This window comes from Flavobacterium rhizophilum, from assembly GCF_046000485.1.
Classification (GTDB): Bacteria; Bacteroidota; Bacteroidia; order Flavobacteriales; family Flavobacteriaceae; genus Flavobacterium; species Flavobacterium rhizophilum.
In genome coordinates, this window is record NZ_JBELQB010000005.1 from 1 (window position 1) to 20,777 (window position 20,777).

The 20,777-nt window shown below is 37.8% G+C and carries 19 protein-coding genes; 14 read left to right on the forward strand and 5 right to left on the reverse strand.

Going from position 1 to position 20,777, the window contains the following annotated elements:
- Positions 1–165: 165 nt before the first annotated feature.
- The 7 genes from ABS768_RS07315 (at position 166) to ABS768_RS07345 (ending at position 11,600) form a co-directional block, all read left to right on the forward strand.
- Positions 166–1,245: an SMI1/KNR4 family protein gene (locus ABS768_RS07315; protein ID WP_408074306.1), complete on the forward strand. Its 1,080-nt coding sequence runs from the start codon at positions 166–168 to the stop codon at positions 1,243–1,245.
- A gap of 381 nt (positions 1,246–1,626) precedes the next feature.
- Positions 1,627–2,208 (forward strand): helix-hairpin-helix domain-containing protein, encoded by a 582-nt coding sequence (locus ABS768_RS07320; protein WP_408074308.1) that lies wholly within the window; start codon positions 1,627–1,629, stop codon positions 2,206–2,208.
- Positions 2,209–2,211: 3 nt separating this feature from the next.
- Positions 2,212–6,009 (forward strand): zinc ribbon domain-containing protein, encoded by a 3,798-nt coding sequence (locus tag ABS768_RS07325; protein WP_408074310.1) that lies wholly within the window; start codon positions 2,212–2,214, stop codon positions 6,007–6,009.
- Positions 6,010–6,013: 4 nt separating this feature from the next.
- A complete protein-coding gene (locus ABS768_RS07330) occupies positions 6,014–6,679 on the forward strand; it encodes a DUF1266 domain-containing protein (RefSeq protein ID WP_330443879.1) in 666 nt (221 codons plus the stop codon).
- Between the two features lie 15 nt (positions 6,680–6,694).
- Positions 6,695–8,962 carry a tetratricopeptide repeat protein gene (locus ABS768_RS07335; RefSeq protein WP_408074312.1) on the forward strand — a complete coding sequence of 756 codons (2,268 nt, stop codon included), beginning with the start codon at positions 6,695–6,697 and terminating at the stop codon, positions 8,960–8,962.
- Positions 8,963–8,988: 26 nt separating this feature from the next.
- On the forward strand, positions 8,989–10,959 hold the full coding sequence (locus ABS768_RS07340; protein ID WP_408074313.1) for a tetratricopeptide repeat-containing sensor histidine kinase: 1,971 nt from the start codon (positions 8,989–8,991) through the stop codon (positions 10,957–10,959).
- A 2-nt stretch (positions 10,960–10,961) separates the two neighbouring features.
- The gene (locus ABS768_RS07345) at positions 10,962–11,600 is read left to right on the forward strand and encodes a response regulator (RefSeq protein ID WP_408074314.1); all 639 of its coding nucleotides are present in this window, start codon (positions 10,962–10,964) and stop codon (positions 11,598–11,600) included.
- On the opposite strand, the gene ABS768_RS07350 is transcribed toward ABS768_RS07345, so the two are convergent.
- Complete coding sequence (locus tag ABS768_RS07350; RefSeq protein WP_408074315.1) at positions 11,597–12,577, reverse strand: hypothetical protein; 981 nt, start codon at positions 12,575–12,577, stop codon at positions 11,597–11,599. The genes ABS768_RS07345 and ABS768_RS07350 overlap by 4 nt on opposite strands.
- Positions 12,578–12,738: 161 nt before the next feature.
- Here ABS768_RS07350 and ABS768_RS07355 point away from each other — a divergent pair, with 161 nt between their 5' ends.
- A complete protein-coding gene (locus ABS768_RS07355) occupies positions 12,739–13,134 on the forward strand; it encodes a hypothetical protein (protein ID WP_408074317.1) in 396 nt (131 codons plus the stop codon).
- 82 nt (positions 13,135–13,216) lie between these two features.
- Here the strand turns inward: ABS768_RS07355 and ABS768_RS07360 are convergent, their stop codons facing one another.
- The gene (locus ABS768_RS07360) at positions 13,217–13,939 is read right to left on the reverse strand and encodes a hypothetical protein (RefSeq protein ID WP_408074318.1); all 723 of its coding nucleotides are present in this window, start codon (positions 13,937–13,939) and stop codon (positions 13,217–13,219) included.
- Between the two features lie 130 nt (positions 13,940–14,069).
- Here ABS768_RS07360 and ABS768_RS07365 point away from each other — a divergent pair, with 130 nt between their 5' ends.
- From ABS768_RS07365 to ABS768_RS07385, 5 genes are all read left to right on the forward strand, one after another.
- Positions 14,070–14,528 (forward strand): hypothetical protein, encoded by a 459-nt coding sequence (locus ABS768_RS07365; RefSeq protein ID WP_408074319.1) that lies wholly within the window; start codon positions 14,070–14,072, stop codon positions 14,526–14,528.
- Positions 14,529–14,531: 3 nt separating this feature from the next.
- Positions 14,532–15,059 (forward strand): hypothetical protein, encoded by a 528-nt coding sequence (locus ABS768_RS07370; protein ID WP_408074320.1) that lies wholly within the window; start codon positions 14,532–14,534, stop codon positions 15,057–15,059.
- A gap of 75 nt (positions 15,060–15,134) precedes the next feature.
- Positions 15,135–16,037: an alpha/beta hydrolase gene (locus tag ABS768_RS07375; protein WP_408074322.1), complete on the forward strand. Its 903-nt coding sequence runs from the start codon at positions 15,135–15,137 to the stop codon at positions 16,035–16,037.
- 66 nt (positions 16,038–16,103) lie between these two features.
- A complete protein-coding gene (locus ABS768_RS07380) occupies positions 16,104–16,934 on the forward strand; it encodes an ATP cone domain-containing protein (RefSeq protein WP_408074324.1) in 831 nt (276 codons plus the stop codon).
- Position 16,935: 1 nt separating this feature from the next.
- Positions 16,936–18,291, forward strand: a complete 1,356-nt coding sequence (locus tag ABS768_RS07385) for an MBL fold metallo-hydrolase (RefSeq protein ID WP_408074326.1) — start codon at positions 16,936–16,938, stop codon at positions 18,289–18,291.
- Positions 18,292–18,299: 8 nt separating this feature from the next.
- Here ABS768_RS07385 and trxA read toward each other — a convergent pair whose 3' ends face one another.
- The 3 genes from trxA to ABS768_RS07400 are packed head-to-tail and all read right to left on the reverse strand — an operon-like array spanning position 18,300 to position 19,834.
- Positions 18,300–18,608, reverse strand: a complete 309-nt coding sequence (gene trxA / locus ABS768_RS07390; RefSeq protein ID WP_408074327.1) for a thioredoxin — start codon at positions 18,606–18,608, stop codon at positions 18,300–18,302.
- 15 nt (positions 18,609–18,623) lie between these two features.
- On the reverse strand, positions 18,624–18,917 hold the full coding sequence (locus tag ABS768_RS07395; protein ID WP_408074328.1) for a chaperone modulator CbpM: 294 nt from the start codon (positions 18,915–18,917) through the stop codon (positions 18,624–18,626).
- 8 nt (positions 18,918–18,925) lie between these two features.
- Entirely contained in the window at positions 18,926–19,834 is a 909-nt protein-coding gene (locus tag ABS768_RS07400; RefSeq protein ID WP_408074329.1) for a DnaJ C-terminal domain-containing protein, read from the reverse strand.
- A 254-nt stretch (positions 19,835–20,088) separates the two neighbouring features.
- On the opposite strand from ABS768_RS07400, the gene ABS768_RS07405 reads away from it, so the two are divergent.
- Positions 20,089–20,757, forward strand: a complete 669-nt coding sequence (locus tag ABS768_RS07405; RefSeq protein ID WP_408074330.1) for a DUF4255 domain-containing protein — start codon at positions 20,089–20,091, stop codon at positions 20,755–20,757.
- The last annotated feature ends 20 nt before the right edge of the window (positions 20,758–20,777 follow it).

A 20,777-nucleotide genomic window follows, 5' to 3' on the forward strand; every position in this document is an offset into this window, starting at 1 on the left:
AAAAGTAATCAAGTACAGGCCATAAACCTGAACCGATATAAAATTAAAATCCCCAACCGAATGGTTGGGGATTTTTTGTTATTAATAAAATCACTGCAATCAGGGATAAATAACTAAAGAGGCTGTTATAGTTTTACCTTATCATTTTGGGATAAAATATAACGCATGAAAAATTCCGGTATAACCACATCTTACTTTTTAGAATATAATAACAACCTTAAAAAAACTCAGTGGAATGATATTACCTTCTTTCCAATAGAAAGCTATGCTCTTTCGGGTAAGGAGTTATTGGATTCTGATACAAAACCTGGCACTTCAGAGATACTTGAATTTAGGGACAATCTAATTCAGGTATTTTCCATGCAGGTTGAACAAAAGGTAGAAAGATTATTCCTTATTGCTCCAAAAGAAATTTCGGGTATATATTACGGTTTCCTATTCCTTCAAAACAAACAGATATTACCTATAAAGATAGTCGGTTCTCCTCTGTTCTACAAATGGATGGAAATTGTTTTAAGAGATGATTATGAAGACAGAGATATGCAGTCACTACTACAGTTTGCGTCAAATGAATATTCCATAATAAGCATTGGTGGGTCAATAAAAATGAACAATCGCATTTTTAATGAAACAGGAAAATACCTTTTTGATAATGCTCCTAAAAAATACAATGAGGCTAAACTGGCAAAAGAGAAAGCTAACTACATGACAAAGTACTATCAGCCGGAAAGCCATGTTGATACAACTGCCATTAAAACTGCTTTTGACCAGATGATGAAACAGTTTAATCCTGCTTTTGCTCCACCTGCCGACAATGAAGAAGTTTATGAAGAGTTTGAAAAAACTGCAGGATTTGCTTTCCCTAAAGCTTTACAGGAATTACTCAAACTACACGATGGTATAGAAGATATCCCCTTTTTAACCGCCGAAAATATTTTAGAAGAATGGATTAACTGGAAAACCATTTATGACGGCTGGACATTGGGAGAACTAAAGAAAAGTCCGGATCGTAAAAAGAAAGTTCTGGGATTATATGTTACGCCATACTGGGTACCTTTTTTTGATTTGGAAGACGGTAACTTTATGGCTATGGATTTTGCTCCTGATAAAAACGGAACTCCGGGACAGATTATAGCATTTGGTGCTGACTATGAAAAAGGGGAATGGATAGCCGATAATCTTGCAGCTTTTTTAGACACTTTCAAAATTGACTATGATGATGACAATGAAGACTATGATTACTAAAACTTCATATATAAACATGGTTCTATTTAGTAATAGCTGGTAAAATCATACGATAGTAAAAACTTAGTAAAAATAGAGTTACTACTGATAGTATAAAATGAATTGGTTATTGCCCCCATCAATACCAAATGATCATTATATGACTTGTAAATACTATCTCAAAAATTTCATTTCAGGTTTTTATCATCTAAATAACGGGTAGGATATCGTTTTAAAAAAATATCAGTACAATAAGGGTAATAGATTATTCCTAAAATCAAAATTGCAATGCATTATTACCCACTACCCCCTTATCACTGAATTCAGGGATAAGCAAAAGTACTTCGTAATGGTGAAAAACCTGTTTGCGTTTTAAAATACTTTTATAAAAAAAATTCAAGCATGGATACAACAAACTCATTACCTAAACTTTTAAAGAATATATTAAAGTCAAAGGGACTTAACAACGACCATTTAACCGCACTTGCCGAAGCCGGTATACAACAAAAAGCCGATTTTGAAATGATTGGCGACACCCAAACACTTATAGACATTACCGGACTTGACGAAGAAACTGCTGATAAAATTATGCTATGGGCAGTGGATGCAAAAACACAACAGGAAGTTATCACACAACAAGAGAATGAAACCGCACAACAGCAACCTATAGTAGTAGAAAGTGCCGATGTGGTTAAGTGTGTACACTGTGGCACCAAGCAACCAAAAGATTATAAAACCGGAGACCTATGTTTATCATGTGGTAATCAGGCAGAACCGGTATTAAACTGCCATTGGTGTTTTAGCTCGGGGCCGGGTAAATTCTGTCGTTCCTGCGGTTCGGAGTTTGTACCTTCTGCTGATTTTGAAATAGCACTATTCCTTAAACGCGAAGGCGAGTCTAAAAACGCTATTGTAAAAATGGTGAAAGAAATGACTCCGCAGGAAAAAGAAAACATGTGGGCAAGAATTCGTAAAAACCGATAAATCATGGCCGAAGTCATTTATTGCGAAAGCTGCCATACTAAGCAGCCTAACGACTGGCAACAAGGAGATTTATGTATAGAGTGTGGAAGCTCGGTGCGTGCAGACGTACGCTGTGTTTGGTGTGCCGACCTTACTCCTTCATCAGGTAACTTCTGTAAACATTGTGGTACCGAAGTAATGGAAGATAAATATTTTGGTCCTGCCAGGATATTAAAAAGCCTTGGTGTAAGTCAGTTAGAACTGCCTGCCAAAGTTAAAGAATTGACTGATGTAAAGTTGTCACAGCATCAGCAAACCTACAATAAGCACTACAAGGTTATACAGTTTTCCAAAGAGCAGGCATATATGCTGGAGCCTTATCTGCTGGTAAAGGGTGATTATGCCGTGATGAGGGTGGAAAACGATATGATTTCCCAAATACCATTTCCGGATAATACCCTGAAAACCTTTGATGAGTTGCTTAAAAAGGATATTACAGTTGAAAAACTACTCCAAGATCCATTAAATAATTCGTTATCATCTACCGTGTTCAGATTGGCCGAAATAGCCAACAACCGTGAATATCCTTATAACTTTCATCCCTACTGGTGCAAGCGCGTACTATATGAGGTGGCAGATCCTGAATTTCCCGTTCGTATGGAAATGGCATTATGGCTTTCGCACCCTAACTCGTTTGACCACCGTTTTAGCTGGGAACCTATAAGGACTAATGACTGCACTAAACTTAAAGATAGTAAAACCTCCCTAGATGTATTTCTTGATGTTTTACTACCTGTACTTGATATTGCCTATTTAAAGCCTTATGCAGGGGTAGCGCTTGTCCATTTACTGGACAAACTGGAAATGAGCAATCATATACAATATGACTATTTTACCCAAATAGCTAAAGAAGCGCTGGATCATCATGACCCTGATTTGGTTTTAGGAGCCGCCCTGCTGTTTAATGATAAGGAGAAAATTATCCTTATTTCCAAAATGGATAAACCGGCGTGTTATAATGCCTATTCATGGTTACTTACAGACAACTCTGATTCGTATGAAAAGATATTAACCGATTCAAAGTTCAATGAGCATCAGCTAATCGCATTAATTGATTTTGTTAAGCAGGATGATATTAATTTTCAAAACGAACATGGGAAAAACGTTATAGGCGTATATCCTGATGCATTTACACAGGCAGCAAATGCGCTGATAAGGGAATGGGGTAACACAACCCTGTTTGGTAAACTGTTTAGCACCTATAGTGATGATAAAATCAATAGTTATTTAAACTATGCGGCACGCTTCTCTACTCCTACTCAGGAGGAATGGGATACCCTAATACACTTCTGCAAAAACAGAGATGACAGGGAGGGTTTAACCAAAATACTTTCCCATAGGGTAAAGAAAGACATAAACTACACTGAAGCGGCCAAAATGTTTTTTGATGTACCGCAATGCTACAGTGATGAGGAAAAAGGATATGAATTTATCGCATCGTGGTTGCCTGTTGTAGAGTCAGGTTACTACCCTGATGCAGAGGATATACAGAAACTGATAAACTTCCTTCGTTTTACTCAAACCTTCCTGCAATACAGGGCTTTTGAAAAGGTATTTGTACAAAGGATTTTTGAGGTGTTCCGTTTGCTGATTGTGTATTCTGAAACGGCTTCGGTTCCGCTTAGTAAATATATAATACATGCCAGCCTTGATATAAGAGACTATATTAATGCCGACTATTTTGGGCACAAGGCCTATCTATACGGATTATTTAGGGAAACTTATGTGGCAAAATCGCCCGAAGACGGTAACTATTACTCCTACCCTTTCCAGATAGACAAGGATTTTATCCGTAACTTTTTTGATGATGATAACGAAAAACTAGTAAACAGCTTTGTTAACATACTACCGGTAGGTGCTGGTTATGGTAATAATGCTTTTGACCTTATGAGCAACTGGATATTAAAAAATCCGTACGGTTTACCAACGAGTGTCATTGAAGGAAAAAAGGTAGACTTTACCCTTGGTTATAAAATACTTGATGTCTTTAAAGAAAGTATGAAATTTATTAAGGAACAGGGTAAGGAAATCCTTAACATGCAGGCCAACGGAAGTTATCCCTTTCTTAACTTATTACACCACAGGCAATGGGACGGTAACGATGTGTTCCTGTTTTATCATAAAACAGATGAGGCTGATGGTATAACTATAGAAAAGTGTTATGACAGGTTTGTGGAGTGGCTTACAAGAGATAATTCGGTAAACTTCTATACAGAGGTAATGGAAAAATACGGTAAGCACTGCTTAACGTTTAACGATACTAAAAAAACGCCGTTATCGCTGTTAAAGTTGTGGTACAACCAAGCTGACACCAATACCATACCTACTGAAATTGTAGAGTTTTATAATGAGCAGTTCTCTATTTTACTACGTGAGGAATATAGAAAGGAACTCCCAATAATGCAGCATAAAGGCATAGGATACCATATCAGCTTTTATTATGTTACAGAAAAGCTGTTTAAAGGCGAAGAGGAGTTCTTCAAATGGTTTATGAGCCATTATGGTAACGGGCTTAACGATCCGTTAGTGCGATTTGTATTGTTAGGGTTAAACCATGCGCCGCATTCCCTAAAAAATTACATAGCCGAAGAAAGACGTCTACAAATACACCGTGCCCTTATATACCTTGCACATAATGCTTATAAAGCCGACACCTATATACAGGAAACCTATATCAGGATTATTTATAATCTGCTTATAAACTTAAACGAAGGCACTGATGATATTGACATTATTGTTGATATATGGGGATTAAAGGATGTTCATTATTCCATATCTGAAGAATGTGACGAATATGCCGAAAAGATATTTATAGGAAATGAAAACGATCCTTTAACCAAAGAGCAGCTACCTAATCTGTATAATTATTTAAATGACTATTACTATAGTAGTGGTAAAGATGTAAAATGGGTTTCCAGCGTACTTAATATACACCATAACAGGGTTATTGATTACTTTAATAACTGTGAGGAAGACAGCAGCATAGTTCTAACCAAAATCTTTGAGTTATTGATGCGTTTTATGGACAAGGATGGTTTGTTACCCGAAGGAGAAAATGTACAGAAAAAGATTTGCAAAGATATTAGCGCCCATATTGCCAAATTAATAGAAGGTATTGATAACGATAAATTCCCTAAACCATTAGTAAAATACTTATATGAATATGTAACATCGGGTAAACTAGATTTCTTCCTTCAGGCGAAAATCGAAAATTATATAGAGAAGTTATATGAGTATCATTTTGATGAGGAAAAAGAAGATGATGAGGACATTTATACTAACACGGTAATAACATCTTCTACTAAGAAAACGGTAAATACTGCCGAAGCTATGGCTGCACAATCCTCATTGGTTGCCGAGCTAAGTACGTTTATGGCTACGTTTACGGTTACAAGGGAAAACATGCAAAAGGTAACCCAATATATAAACGGTTATAAAGACAGTGATACCGATAACCCTATGATTATAACCCCACTAACCATAAAAATAGAAGAGTCCAGAAACTGGCTTGCCGAAAATACCGATGTTGCCATGGAACTGTATCAGGCCATTTATATGGCTATACTGGATACAGATACTGAAATGGGTGCCCAATATTCCAATTTTGGAGCAATGTGCCGTATGGTATTCGGGCAGTTGGTTAAAAATACCATGTTTGCCCCTTCTTACCAGCAGGGGCTTGAAGCAATGGCCAACTCGGGTGCATACAGTCAAATTTTTACCGATGGTCTAAAACAGGTAGCAAACGAATTAAAGGGATAATGCAATGAGTACAAGTACAACAGAAATAACCGAAGAAATACAGGAACAGTTAAACCTATCGGCTGTGCTTATGGAAAACTTTCATAAGAACATAAAACACGACTCATGGTTTGGACTGGATCCCGAAAATGAAACCCATAAATATCTGGCTAAAAAACTCCTGAAAACCTATAATATAAAATCGGCAAGAGAGCTTCGCAACAGTGTTTATATTCATGAAGTTATCAGGAAAGCCTCTAACAACTTTCGTGATATAGCCTGTAAACTCAGGATATACAGTGAAGAAGAATATATCAAGCTATTAGAGAATCAAAAATATGTTATTGACCGAAACTATTACAGGATAGTATGGCCGCATCGTTTTTCGTTATATAAAACTTCCCTTGCCGGATATGATTTGGCTATGGCAGTATTCCTGCTTCGTATGGGTGGAGCTTCGGGTTTTATTGATGAAACCGAAATGGAATTAAGGCTTACAGATATTACCACCAGTGTAAAAAAGATTTTTAATAACTGGGATTCGTTTCATGAAAATGTACTTATAGGGCATCAGTTCATGACCGCAAATATGGCTTCGGATATGGCTTTTTTTGCCAACAGCGAACAATCGGTACTGCAAAGCCTCAGATATTTAAAAATCACTAACCCTCATTGGTTTACACAATGGTAATTTAAATTCATAACCATGGAGAACACATTAGAAAATTATATAGAAGTGGCTGAATTAGCCTATCGTGAAGGCCGTTGGGAAGAGGTTAATAAAGCTATAAGAGCCGCTCAGGAAATGGTTACCGGTAACGAAGGAAATATTGATGATTTAATAAGAATCCGTTTTTACCGCATAGGTATTATTTACTGGACTATTTATGACAATGATTTGGACATAGAGTTCATAAAAAAATACAGTGACTTACTGGAAAGACATAACACAATCACCCTACCCGACTATCAGTTAATATGCAGTTTTTACAATGAATGCCCTGAAGAGATTATGCAAAGGGCACTGCTAAAATATCCAGATGATTTAAGCCTGCTTAATGCCTATGCAAAAAAACTACAAGAGCTTGGTCAGCATAATAATGCTATTATAATACTGGAGCATTTAACCGAGCTGTATCCGGAAGCTTCATTTGCACAGTTAATGTTAATGCATAGCAGAGAACAGCTGTTAAAAGTAGTAATGGAGCAGTCTGAAAATATAAGTACAGATGAGGATATAGCCAGCAGCTGTTTTGACCTGGCTATTCAAAGTTGTAACATGACTGCTATTGATGAGCTGAAAGAGTATCATATTATAAACCAACAGAATAAAAAGCTTATCCATCTTGATATACAAACGTGTATATACAGGAAAGGGTTTGACAAAGTTTCCAAAAAATGGCAGGAAGGATGGAGAGATAAAGAGCTTGATTTTAACTCTGTTTTGTTACTGGCAAACTACTTTCATGCATACAGTGCTTATGGATTGGTAAAGGAAGTACTGGAAGGCTACTCTTTTACTGATTTAGAACAGATGGAACAAATAAACGAGTTTAATGACCTTGCTGCCTATTGGGAACTTGCCAACATTAATAAGGTTCAAAACCGTATTATGTATAACTTTTTCCTTGCAAATGCATACCATTATACTGGAGAAGCCGAAAAAGCGGCACACTACGTAAATGCGGGGTTGGAACTCGATCCAAACAATGCATTTTTAACAGTGCTTAAAAGTAATGCACAGCTTACTGTAGATAAAGATCCGGTAGAAGCATACAATACACTTAGTACAGCGCATTTACAGGGATTACCTCCTAAAACCTACTACCAGCAGCTTACTATTTTTTACAGACTGATGGCCGACTGGAACAATGTAATCAAAACAATTAACCAGTATGAGGTTAGAAACGTACCTAACGAGGCTACCATTTTTTATAAAGCCGATGCTTTTGCTCATTTGGGCTACCAGATAAATGCGTTGGAATGCCTTGAAGATGGTGTAAAGTATTTTAGCCATACACCTTATATCATCCCTATCTATCAGTTAAGAATGATGATTTACAAGAGTCAGAAAAAGTATAAACTGTTTTTTGACGATGTGAAACACAAACTTTCCTACTGTAGTAAAAAAGGGAATGAATACTGGAACACCATTAACCAATGTGTTGAGATTATATTTATTATTGGCGATTATCGCCGTTGTTATGAATATGCATCTGAAGCTTACAGGAACAACAGGCTACATACGCAACTGTTACCTATACTGCAATGGCTCATCGCTTTTGATTATGATGATTACCAGGAAATTCCGGAGGTGCCCGAAGTAACCAATGACAGTGTTATCAACAACCCTCAAACTCCTATGGATTATTTTGGTAATGCATTACGATTTTGGATAATGGGTTTCAACCTGGCATCGGCACAGGCTTTTGAACAGACCGGTGATATGGGCTGGGAAATCGTATATTGTTACAAGCGTGCCTTTTGGCGTGCCTGCAGAAGCGAAGGACACGAGGAATATACATTAGAATTATATGATAAAATAATGGCGTATGACCCAACCCAAAGGGAGTGGCTTATAGATTACCGTTATGCTTATATACTTTACACACTTAAAAAGTATGAACAAGCCATCAAAGCCTATAAAATGCTAATGGAATACTATCCTAATACGGCATTTGAAGAGGAAAAAGATTACAATCACAATGCGGCAGTTCTTTTAGATTGCGAAAGAAACTTAGGTAATATAGAAACTGCAACACGTTATACCAGTATGCGAATGAGCTGGCAAACACCACAAAAAACCGACTGTAAACGCCTGCAGGTAATGGCTGATGAGCACTATCCTGAAGAGTTGTTTCTTAGGTATAATCTTTTACGATTAAGTGAGGAAATAGAAACCGGATTGTCGCAAAATGAAAAAGAGAGTTTAAAGGATATTAAAAGAACGTTAAAGTCGGAGTATTTTTCCTAAATCAATTAAATTTGTGACTCTCATATATGCCAAGAATAGCCTGTAAAATATCTGTTTTAATCTGCCTTTGCTTACTGATATACGGTAACGCATTTGCACAGGAAACCCCTATTGATAAAAAAATAGATTCTTTACAGGCTATTTATAAAACTGAACTCAACAGTAATCCCAAAAAAGCGAAAAAAGCAGCACGGGAATGGCTAAAGCTTAGCGAAAAAAGCGGTTCTTCACTAAATGAAGCAAAAGCCTATTATGCCCTTGGTAACCTTGGCTCCATTACCGGCGATTATAACGCTACTATAGCCAACATAAACAAAGCCATTGAGATTTTAAAAAAGCTCGATTTTGAACAGGGGCTTCCGGCGTGCTATAACATTTTGGCATTGGGCTATAAAAACACAGGCAACTATCCAAAGGCTATGGACAACTTTATGCTGTGTATTGACTTTGCTAAAAAATCAGATAACAAACAGCAACAGGCCAATGCCTATCAAAACATAGCAACACTATACATCCTTCAGAAAGACTATAAAAAAGCAAGTGAAAACCTGGATAGGGCAGCCAATTTGTATCGTGCTCTTGGTGATGACGATGGCGTACTTATAACCCTTTTTAATTTTGCCAATATATTGAAGGAACAGGGACGCTATCCCGAAGCTTATAAACACTACCAAACCGTTTTAAAATACCGGGAGCGTGAGGGCAATAAAGCTGCCATAGCTTATGTTAAAATAAACCTGTCGCAGCTTTTGGTAGTACAAAAAAAGTATAAAGAGGCTATTCCTGAACTTAAAAAAACACTTGCCCTACTGGAACAGCTCAACTTCAGTTCAGACATGGCTATTGTGCTTAACGATTTGGGATTGTGTGAAATGAAGCTTAACAATACCCAACAGGCCATTAACTACTTTCAAAGGGCTTTGGACATAAGTGAGGAAAAATCATTACTTAGCTATAATGCTAACTTCTATAAAAACCTCTCTCAGCTATATGAAGAGCAGGAAGACTATAAAAATGCATTACTGTACTACCAAAAAGGAATTAGTACCGAGAATAAAATCAATTCGGTTGACAAAGAAAAATATGTAGCCGGACTACAGGAGCGTTATGAAACCGAACTGAAGGAAACCCGAATTGCCCTGTTAGAAAAAGAACAGAAACTGAATGAGGCCGAACTGCAAAAAGCCGAACTTACCGTAAAGCGCCAAACCGTACTACGTAATGCCTTTGTAGCAGGGTTTATACTGGTACTTATCACTCTTATTATACTGCGTTATTTTTATGTACTGCGTTTAAGGGTACAAAAACAATTGGTAGTACAAAAGGAAGAAAATGCCAAGCAGGAAATCAATCAGCTTATAAAAGACCATAAAATATCGGTTATTGAGCGCTATCAGGAAGGACAGGATGAAGAACGTGCCCGCCTGGCAAGAGAAATACACGACGGTATAGGCAGTGACCTTGCCGGTATTAAAATTGCTTTTGAGCATTATGCCGGTGATAAAAAAGATAATCCGCAAATAAAACGCATGCTGCAAAGCATAGATAATGCCTGCCGTGACCTTAGGAGCCTGTCACACCAGTTACACCCCCTTCCCTTTTCAAAAATTGGGTTTGCGAGTTTTTTACGTGACTTTTTAGGGCAGTTAAGCCTGCGTTCTGGATTAAAAATAACAGCTTTCTTTTACCCGGAGCAAGAAATAGATAACCTACCGGATGACTTACTTGCCGATGCCTACCGTATTGTACAGGAACTGGTAAACAACATACTGAAACATGCCAATGCCACCACAGCAGAAGTACAGCTAACCAAACACGAAGACTACCTCAACATTGTAATAAACGATAACGGAACGGGCTTTACCAAAAATAAAAAACAGGGAATTGGACTGCGTAACATAAGCGAGCGTATTGAAAAAGTACATGGTACTATTGATATAGACAGCTCTGCCAACAGTGGAACCTCAATAACCATTAATATCCCTATAAAAGAATAAACATGAAAACAGTAAATATCATTATAGCAGACGATCATCTTATGTTTTTAGAGGGGCTTCATACCATTTTAAATGAAATGCCGCAGGTTAAGGATGTACACCTGGCTACCGAAGGGAAACAGGTAATGAGGCTGTTAGGACAGTTTGAAATCGACCTGATTATAAGTGATATCAATATGCCTAAAATGGATGGTATTGAACTGCTTACAGAAGCTAAAAAACATAAATCGGATATAAAAATCATTATGCTTAGTATGCTGGATAACCACCGTACCGTGCACAAGGTAATACAAAAGGGAGCCGATGGTTTTGTACCTAAATTTACCAGTAAGGAGGAACTTCAAAAAGCTGTAAGAACTGTTATAGATGGTGAACAATTCTTTTCAGACATCATCAAACAACGCTATATGGAAAGTGTATTTGAACGAAAAAAATACAAAGACATCGAGCTTTCTCAAAGGGAGAAAGAAGTACTTAAACTACTTGCCGATGAGCTTACCTCAAAAGAAATATCAGAAGCTTTATTCATATCGGTAAACACGGTTGAAACCCACCGTAAAAACATACTGCTTAAAACAGGTGCTAAAACCACTACAGGAGCCGTTAAGTTTGCTATTGAGTCGGGATTATTTGAAGATTAATAATATTCGGCAGGGAGGTTCTTCCCTATCCTTTCCAGTTCATCCATGTAGGAATCAAAAACAGTACGTTTCTCTACAAACTGTTTTTTGACGGTTCTTGTATTGAGGTCATAATACACAAATATAAAAGCAATTACAGGATCCTGCCATCTCCCCTTATCATTAGGTACCGTACCTTTCTTTTCAAGGAAGTTTACCCATACTCCCTCGGCAAAATCAGTCTGTCTTAAAAAAAACGCATTCGTACCATGCAGTTGCAGGTCAAAATTATTACTGTTAAGGTAGTTTGACATTTCGGGCTTTAATGCCTCTTCTATTTTAGTATAGCTTTTACTTTTTCGCCATACTCCAAAACGCTGCCCTGTAAACTTATCTGACTCCGAATCAAAATCAACTTTAAGTGTTAGTCCGTTTACCTCTTCCATATCAAAAACAACCCTATGGGTATTACTTACTACTAAACTGTCCTTGTATAAATTTAGCTGCTGTTCAAAATCATCAGTAATACTTTTAACCTCACTTACCTCTGCCCTATGATTAAAAAAAGCTGTCGTTTCAAAGTAACCAAAGTCAATTTTGCTCAGTCTGTCTTTAAAGTGTTCTCTAATATGCTCTCTGGCGGTATAATCTGTTTTAGCATCCTTATATTGTTCGGGGATTGTTTTATGATAAACTGTTATGCTTTTTTCATCTTCTTGCGTTAGTATTTTCTTCGCATCAAAATAACTTACAAACAGTATTTCGGGGCGGGCTTTCTCATACACAACAACTCTAAACATATTGGGGTTCATGTTTCCTTCATTAAAAAAGCGGTCCAGCTCCTCAAAACCCAGTTCCCCCTTAAAATTCTTTTCTAAATATTGGGTTAGGTTTTCGGCTGCCGTTTTTTTACTCACTCCGCCCATAAGGCTTGGTATACACCCTCGACACACCACCAAAACAGCTATAATTACAAATACATATATCATTTTTCTCATAGTCTTAATTTACAAAACCAAGCTACGGCAAAACCTTAAGTGTCTAATCCCTGAATTCCGTGAGTAAAATATTTACCGTAAAGAGGTCATGTGTAGCAGTAACTGAGAAGCTAATTTTGGCAGTAGTAAAATATTTGAAAATCAATAAAAAAATAACATTTATGGGATTACAGGAAAAAAAAGCCATCCAAGGCATTAAAGAGCAGTATTTCGATAACTATCAAAATGAGCTTAACGAGATTGTAGGTAAAGAACTTCCTATTGACATCACTTGGGACTCTTTTGATATGGAAGCTATCAAGTTTATACCAAGCGTATGTTTACAGCGTACGGTAGATGCTTTTAAAGAACTATGTTCTGACACGGTAGGTAAAGAAGCCGTACAGGAAAGCATAACTAAAATTGTAGTAAACAATATACCTGCCGAAGGTGCTGAGGAAAAGAAAAACCTTAACCTTAACAGCGGTATCCTAACAATTGAAGCAAGTTATGGAGGGCATCATAGTGGTTATTATACAGATACAACTATAAGAGAGTACCTTGAAAACAACCTATAGTAGTAGTTTTTGTTGTTTCTAATCCTTCATATAAAAAGCTCCTGAAATTCAGGAGCTTTTTAATTTATATCAACTTTGTATTTTATAAGCACTTTTCCATCATTTCCTGCAGCATAATAGCCGATGGTATTGTTTGCCAGTTTCTCTCCAAGTTTACAGTTACTAACATCTCTTCTCCGTTAAGTATTACTTTATTCTCTGTACCAAATTCATAAACCAGTTTCTTTACACTTTCTGCAAAAGCTTCCCTCCCTAAATTATCGGCACAAATACATGCCACAGCATTTTTAAGGGTACTTAAAAACTCTTTAGCATAGTACTTATCGGTATCGCGTGGCACTTCGGGTTTGTTCCATTCTATTATCACGTCATGCGGAACTTTAAGGGCAATTTTAAGTGCCGCTTGGGTATCTTTTATTGCTTCTTTTAATTTAAGCATGGTAGGCACATCACCTTCGGCTGGTACAAATGGAATTTTCCCATCTGAGAACAGGTAGGCGTACTTGTTTGCTCTACTTACAGTTATTCCGGTAACGATACCATAATCAATATAATTAAGCTCTGACTGGTTATCAAACCAGTTGCCTAAAAGTATAGCCCTATCGTCTTTATTATAATCAATAAAGTAACCGGCATACGAACCTGATGCTCCTGCTGTTATCCTTACCTGCGGAATATCGGGATTATCGCTATCTCTCTCTTTTTCAACTATCTGTTGTAGTATTTCTATAATTTTTGTCGTTGGCATAGCCGGAAGTTGCAACATTGTTTTAAAGTCCATTTCAATATATAATTTAGAGTTCATCACAAAATTCAGGCTTTTAAAAACGGCTTCCCTCACGGTATTCGGTGATATATAAACTTCATTGTCACAGTGTACTGTAGTACAATTGGTTCGGTTTAATTTTGTACTACAGCCCCTAAAAACAGAAACAATGATGAAAAGGATACAACTAGCTATAACAATACTGATGCTAACAGCAGTGAGCTGTAAAACACCCGAGGAGAAAAGCACAGCTACAGGTCAAATAAGCTTCCTTAATTTCACTTTTACCGGATATACAGAAGACGAACTCAATAACATAATGATTTATGAGTATGACAGGAAAAAGGTAAAAGACTCCTTTGCTCTAGAAGCTATACCGGCGCTGTCACTGGAAACAACAAAATACTGGGGAAACATACAACGTAATATGCCTTTAAATAACAGTTATGAAGTACGTATTGATAACCAAACGGCCTTTAAACTGGATAGTCTTACCATTAAAAAAGAAATTACAAACCCTATGCTTCATAGTGAAGAAAGCTGTTTTTTAGAAAGCTATCACATTAATGGTGAATACTTTATAAATAATACCGTAATTTTAGAAAAGAAAAACGATTTACGATCATAAGCTATGATACATTTAATCAAAACGACCATATTAGCCTTAACTATGCTGTTTAATCAGGATGTAATGGCACAACAGGAAAACGACTGTGTAAGGGGTGCTGCCGAACCTACTCTTACCAATAAATACTTTAGTAATCATAAGTTTACCCTGCAAAGTGACGGACTTTCTGCCATAGAAACTGCTTTACTGCCCAACGGCAGTATATTAAAGGTATACAACGAAGGTTGCGAATATGTAAACATTACTTTTGAGTTTAAAACCCGGCTGATATCTGATTCCATACAGGAAAACTATATAGAGGCCATTCGGTTTATGGAAAGTATTTATCCTTATATCAATGTACCTCTTGATGTAGAAAGTGGGATTCATCTTTTAAAGCATGAAACCGAACAGGGCGCATCGCTATCCTACAATCAGGAAATACCCTATGGTATTGATGATTTTCCCGAATGTGTTGTGCTAAACTACGTAGAAAAAATAAACGATACAGAACAACTGATGAGCCTATCGTTTATACTCGGCCCTCTGTAATGGTCAAATTAACCAATAATATTTTTTGAGATACGCGAGTAAATATTTAATTTCCCATCTCAAATTACAACCATTATGAAAACCGCATTTTTACTACTGGCAGCAATATTTACAATTAATGTTACTGCCCAGCAGGTTATTCCTTTGTACAAAGATTCAATTCCCAACAGCATACCAGGCGAAAATAAAGAAGAGACTAAATACAGTGGCTTCCTGCTTACTCAAAACGTATCAATCCCTACCCTTACGGTATTTAAGCCTCAAAAACAATCTGATAAAAAATCGGCTGTTATTATTTGCCCTGGTGGCGGATATGCCGTGCTTGCTACCGGACACGAAGGTAAAGATGTAGCCGAGGCATTAAATAAAATGGGGGTTACGGCATTTATGCTAAAATACCGCCTACCAAACGATACCATTATGAAAGATAAAAAAATAGCTCCGCTACAGGACGCACAGCGTGCTATACAAATGGTTCGTGAAAATGCCGAACTATGGAACATCGACCCGAATAAAATAGGCATATTGGGCTTTTCTGCCGGAGGACATCTTGCCGCCACAACCTCTACCCAATTTGAAAGAGAAGTTATTGCCAATCCGAAACATACTTCCCTCCGTCCTGACTTTTCCATACTGCTATACCCTGTTATCAGTTTTACCGACAGCCTTACACATATGGGTAGCAGGATAAACCTCATTGGGAAAAATCCTTCAAAACAACTGATTGAACAATACTCAAACGAATTACAGGTTACGGCCAAAACCCCGCCTGCATTTTTGGTTCATGCTGCCGATGACGGTCTCGTACCTGTAGGTAACAGTATTGCTTATTACGAAGCTTTACTAAAAAACGGAGTGCTGAGTGAAATGCTTTTGTATCCGCATGGTGAACACGGTTTCGGAATGATAAACCGCTCCACCGACGACCGATGGATGGATAATCTTAAAAACTGGATGAAGTCAGGTAACTTTTTATAATATCAACACAATCCCGTCATAGTAATGACGGGATTTTTTCATTACATTTATAGTAAGATTCCTATTATGAAGGTAGTAAAAAATTCAGGGCATATTGTTGAGTTCAATCAGGATAAGTTAAGGCACTCCCTGTTACGGTCGGGAGCCCAACCACACAAGGTGGAGTTTATACTAAAAGAGATAAACAAAAACCTTTATGATGGTATAAGTACAAAACAGATTTATAAAATGGCTTTCAGCCTTCTTAAAAAAGAGGCTAACGTGCACGCTGCAAAATACAACCTGCGTAGAGCTATAGAGATGTTAGGTCCTGCCGGATTTTTCTTTGAGAAGTTTATAGCCCGCCTATATGCTTCCGAAGGGTTTGCCGCAACTACAAATATTACCTTACAGGGAAAATGTGTTACGCATGAAATTGATGTGGTTATCAAAAAGGAGGATAAGGTTGGGATTGTAGAATGTAAGTTTCACGGTAGTCGCGAAGTACGGTCGGATGTTAAGGTCCCTATGTATATACTCTCAAGGTTCAACGATGTAAAATATAATACGCATACTATTTTCAAAACTGAAGAAACTATTGATAACTGTACCATAGCTACTAACACTCGCTTTACAGGAGATGCGGTAGCTTTTGCATCCTGCTCGGGGTTATCCCTTTTAAGCTGGGATTACCCTGAAGCGAACAATATTAAAACCAAAATAGATAATAACTGCCTGTACCCTATAACCTGCCTTACATCTCTTACGGCAGCCGAAAAAGAAAAACTGCTCATACTGGATATACTACTGGTAAAAGAACTGGTTAATAACACTGAAAGCCTTGATAAGATAGGACTTAGTGCCAACCGTATGAGAAATGTTATAAAAGAAGCTTCGGGCATTTGTAATTATATATGATATGAAAATAAAATTCCTAGGTGGGGCAGGTACGGTAACCGGCTCCAAAACACTTGTAGAGAGTAATGGTATCCGTTTTCTGTTAGATTGTGGACTTTTTCAGGGATTAAAGGCACTGCGTGAACTTAACTGGGAAGTACTGCCCGTACCTGCCGAAACCATAGATTATGTATTGCTTACACACGGGCACTTAGATCACTGCGGATGGCTGCCCAAACTGGTAGCACAGGGGTTTAAAGGAAAAATATACTGTACAAGGCCTACCAAAGAGATATCAAAACTGATATTACTAGACAGCGCCAAGATACAGGAAGAAGAAGCCGCAAAAGCCAATAAAAAGAAATTCTCTAAACACAAGGTTGCAAAACCGCTATATACTGTAGAACAGGCCGAAGAGGTATTCCCGCTATTCAGGGTTATAAAACCTAACGAAACTTTTAATATTGATGCCGAAATCTCGGTTACCTATACCAATGCCGGGCATATTATAGGTGCCTGTAGTATAACGGTTGAGGCAGAGGGTAAAACACTGGTATTTTCCGGCGATGTAGGCAGGGATAATGATGTACTTATGTTTCCTCCTACCAAGCCTAAAAAAGCTGATTATGTGTTTTTAGAAAGTACCTACGGAAACAGGCTTCATCCTGACACCGACCCTAAACTGGAACTGGAAACCTATATCAACAATACCTTTCATAAAGACGGTACGGTTATTATACCCGGTTTTGCGGTAGAAAGGGCGCAGTCTATTATGTACCTGCTATGGGAGCTTAAAAAAGAGAACAGAATACCCGATATACCTTATATACTGGATACTCCTATGGGGGCTAATGTACTGGGGGTTTTTAATGAAAATCCGCAATGGCACAAACTTTCGGCTCATGAGTGCATAGAAATGACAAAAATGTTCTCTGTTATAACCGATTATGAAGACACTATAAAAGTAATATTTGATAACAGGCCTAAGGTTGTGATTGCCGCGAGTGGAATGGCTACAGGAGGACGTGTACTGTCTTACTTTGAACGTTATATAGGATTACCAAATACAACTGTAATATTTGTAGGCTATCAGGGCGAAGGTACCCGTGGACGCAAATTATTAGAGGGATATGAAACCATCAAGATATACGGACAACATTACCCTGTAGAAGCTAATATACTACAGATTGAAGGCTTATCGGCACATGGCGATCAGCATGATTTGATAAACTGGCTTTCAGCGTTAGAAAACAAGCCCGAACGGATTTTTCTTGTACATGGGGAAAATGAACCTGCCGATGAGTTACGCATAAAAATAAAGGAACGTTACGGCTTTGAGTGTAACATTCCTTTTATGCATGGTGAAGCCGAAATTTGATTTCGCCCTTATACCTTTGCGTGTTGGTTTATCGTCCTTATAATATCATCCTTTTGTAACACCCCTGATTGCCTCCAGAGCATCTTACCGTTTTGGAACAGCATAAGTGTAGGAACACCCTTTACCTGAAACTGAGGGTTTGCCATTAACTGTTGATTTTTATCCACATCTATTTTGATAATGGTAATCTTATCGCCCATATCGGTTTTTACCTCGTGTAGTATGGGTGCCAGCATTTGGCATGGTCCGCACCAAGTTGCAAAAAAGTCGACCAGTACAGGTTTGTTTCCGCTTATAAGTTGATTAAATTTATCCATAGTTATTTCGTTTTATCAGGGTTCGTAAAATCGTAATCTGTTTTTAAGGCCTTCAATTTCAGTTTGCATGTTCTTCATTTTTTGCAGCAAATGAAAAACAGCATCCAGTCCCTCCATATTAATATTAAGTTCATTGTGCAGCCTTATCATTCGTTCTGCTTCGCTTACCTCGCCTACAGGCAGGCACTCTTCCTGCTCTATTGTAACTACCTTTACCAGGTTGTATTCCTGTAAAGTATCTATAAAAGTTATTTCTATACTGTGGTGCTGACAAAATACCTTTACCGGTATGTATTCGTTACTTTCCATTGTCCTGATTATTTAGATTCGTTAGACAATTCTTTAAACAATTCCTTTTGCTTATCCGTAAGGTTTGTAGGTATCTTAACGGTATAGGTAATATACAGGTCACCAAAGCTACCTTCTTTCTTATACACGGGGAAACCTTTTCCTTTAACCCTAACCTTTGTACCGTTTTGTGTACCGGGGCTTACCTTCAGCTTTATGGTACCCTCCATAGTTTCAAACATCATCTCTCCGCCAAGTACTGCAGTGTACAGGTCAATTTCCTTATCGGCATATAAATCATCACCTAACCTTTTAAAGTTTGGTGTATTTGTCACGGTAAATGTAATATACAAATCACCGTTAGGGCCACCATTAGCGCCTTTACCTCCCTGCCCCGTCAGTTTAATTACCTGACCGTCGGCCACACCTGCCGGAACGGTAATCCTGAGGCTTTTGCCGTTTACGGTAAAGGTTTGTTTATGGGTGGTATAGGCCTGTTCCAGTGTCAGGGACATTTCGGCATGGAAATCCTGACCTTTAAAACGTACCTGCCTGCTACCGCCTCCGCCACTGCGGGTATAGCCGCCTCCGCCAAACATCGATTCAAAGAAATCAGAGAAATCACTTCCTTCAAAATCCTGTCTGCCAAAACCCTGGGATGATGACTGCCTTTGTTGTTGGTGTTGTTGCCTGTACTTTTCATACTCCTCACCATGTTCCCAATCCTTTCCATACTTATCGTATTTCTTTCGTTTCTCCGGGTCACTCAGCACCTCATTGGCTTCGTTAAGCTGTTGAAATTTTTTATCGGCCTCTTTGTCGTCGGGGTTCAGGTCGGGATGTAGTTTTCTGGCCAGTTTCCTATAGGCCTTTTTTATCTCATCGGTCGTAGCATTTTTATCAACGCCCAATATTTTGTAGTAATCTATAAACTCCATAAATACAATTGGTTTACACTATAAATTTAAGGCTAAAATGGTATAATATCAAAGAACAGGAAATGATTTTGATCATTTTTTAACGCTATTCCTACATACAATCACCCGAATATTTTAAGGGGTATTTCCCCCTATAAAACAGGGCTATAACCTCACAACTATCTGATTATATACAAGTTACTTTGTATAAACAAAACCAACCAACAGCATCACCCCCATGCTGAACAAATTAAATGCTAAAAAAGTTCAGAGTGATGGATATTAAAATTATTATAGAAAAACTTGCAGGGCTTATCGATACTGACAACAGTCTTATCGATATTACCAACATAGCCACACTTAATGACGGCGATGAGTTTTTAACCTCAAAAACACCTATAGTAATGTCTATAGTTAATATTGAGGAAGACAAAACACTCAAAAATCAGTCGGTATACCTTAAAAGTACTGCCGATGATACCAATATATCCCGTTACAGGCATCCTGCACAAAACCTTATCCTCTCTGTTCTTTTCAGTTCCTACAATAAAGACCTTTCCAAATACCTTGACGGACTGGATAAACTCAAAAACATTATAAGCTATTTCCAGCAAAACAACACCTTTTACTATAAAAACGACGATAGCGAGCTTATAGATTATATAGCTTATCTGGCAAAAAGCGAAGCACAAAAGGAGAACTACTCTAAGGTGAGCATGGAGCTGGTTAGCCTGTCTATGGAACAGCTTAACCAAATGTGGTCGTATCTGGGTTCCAAGTACATGCCTTCGGTATTGTATAAAATGAGATTGTGCGCTGTACAAAGCTCACCAACTACTCAGGAAAAAGTAATCAATAAAGTAAAAATCAATCTTTGGGAAAACGATAAGAACAGCCTTATAGGGCAACTGGAATCACACGAGTTTCAGGCAGATAATGATTAAACAATTAATAACCATACTTA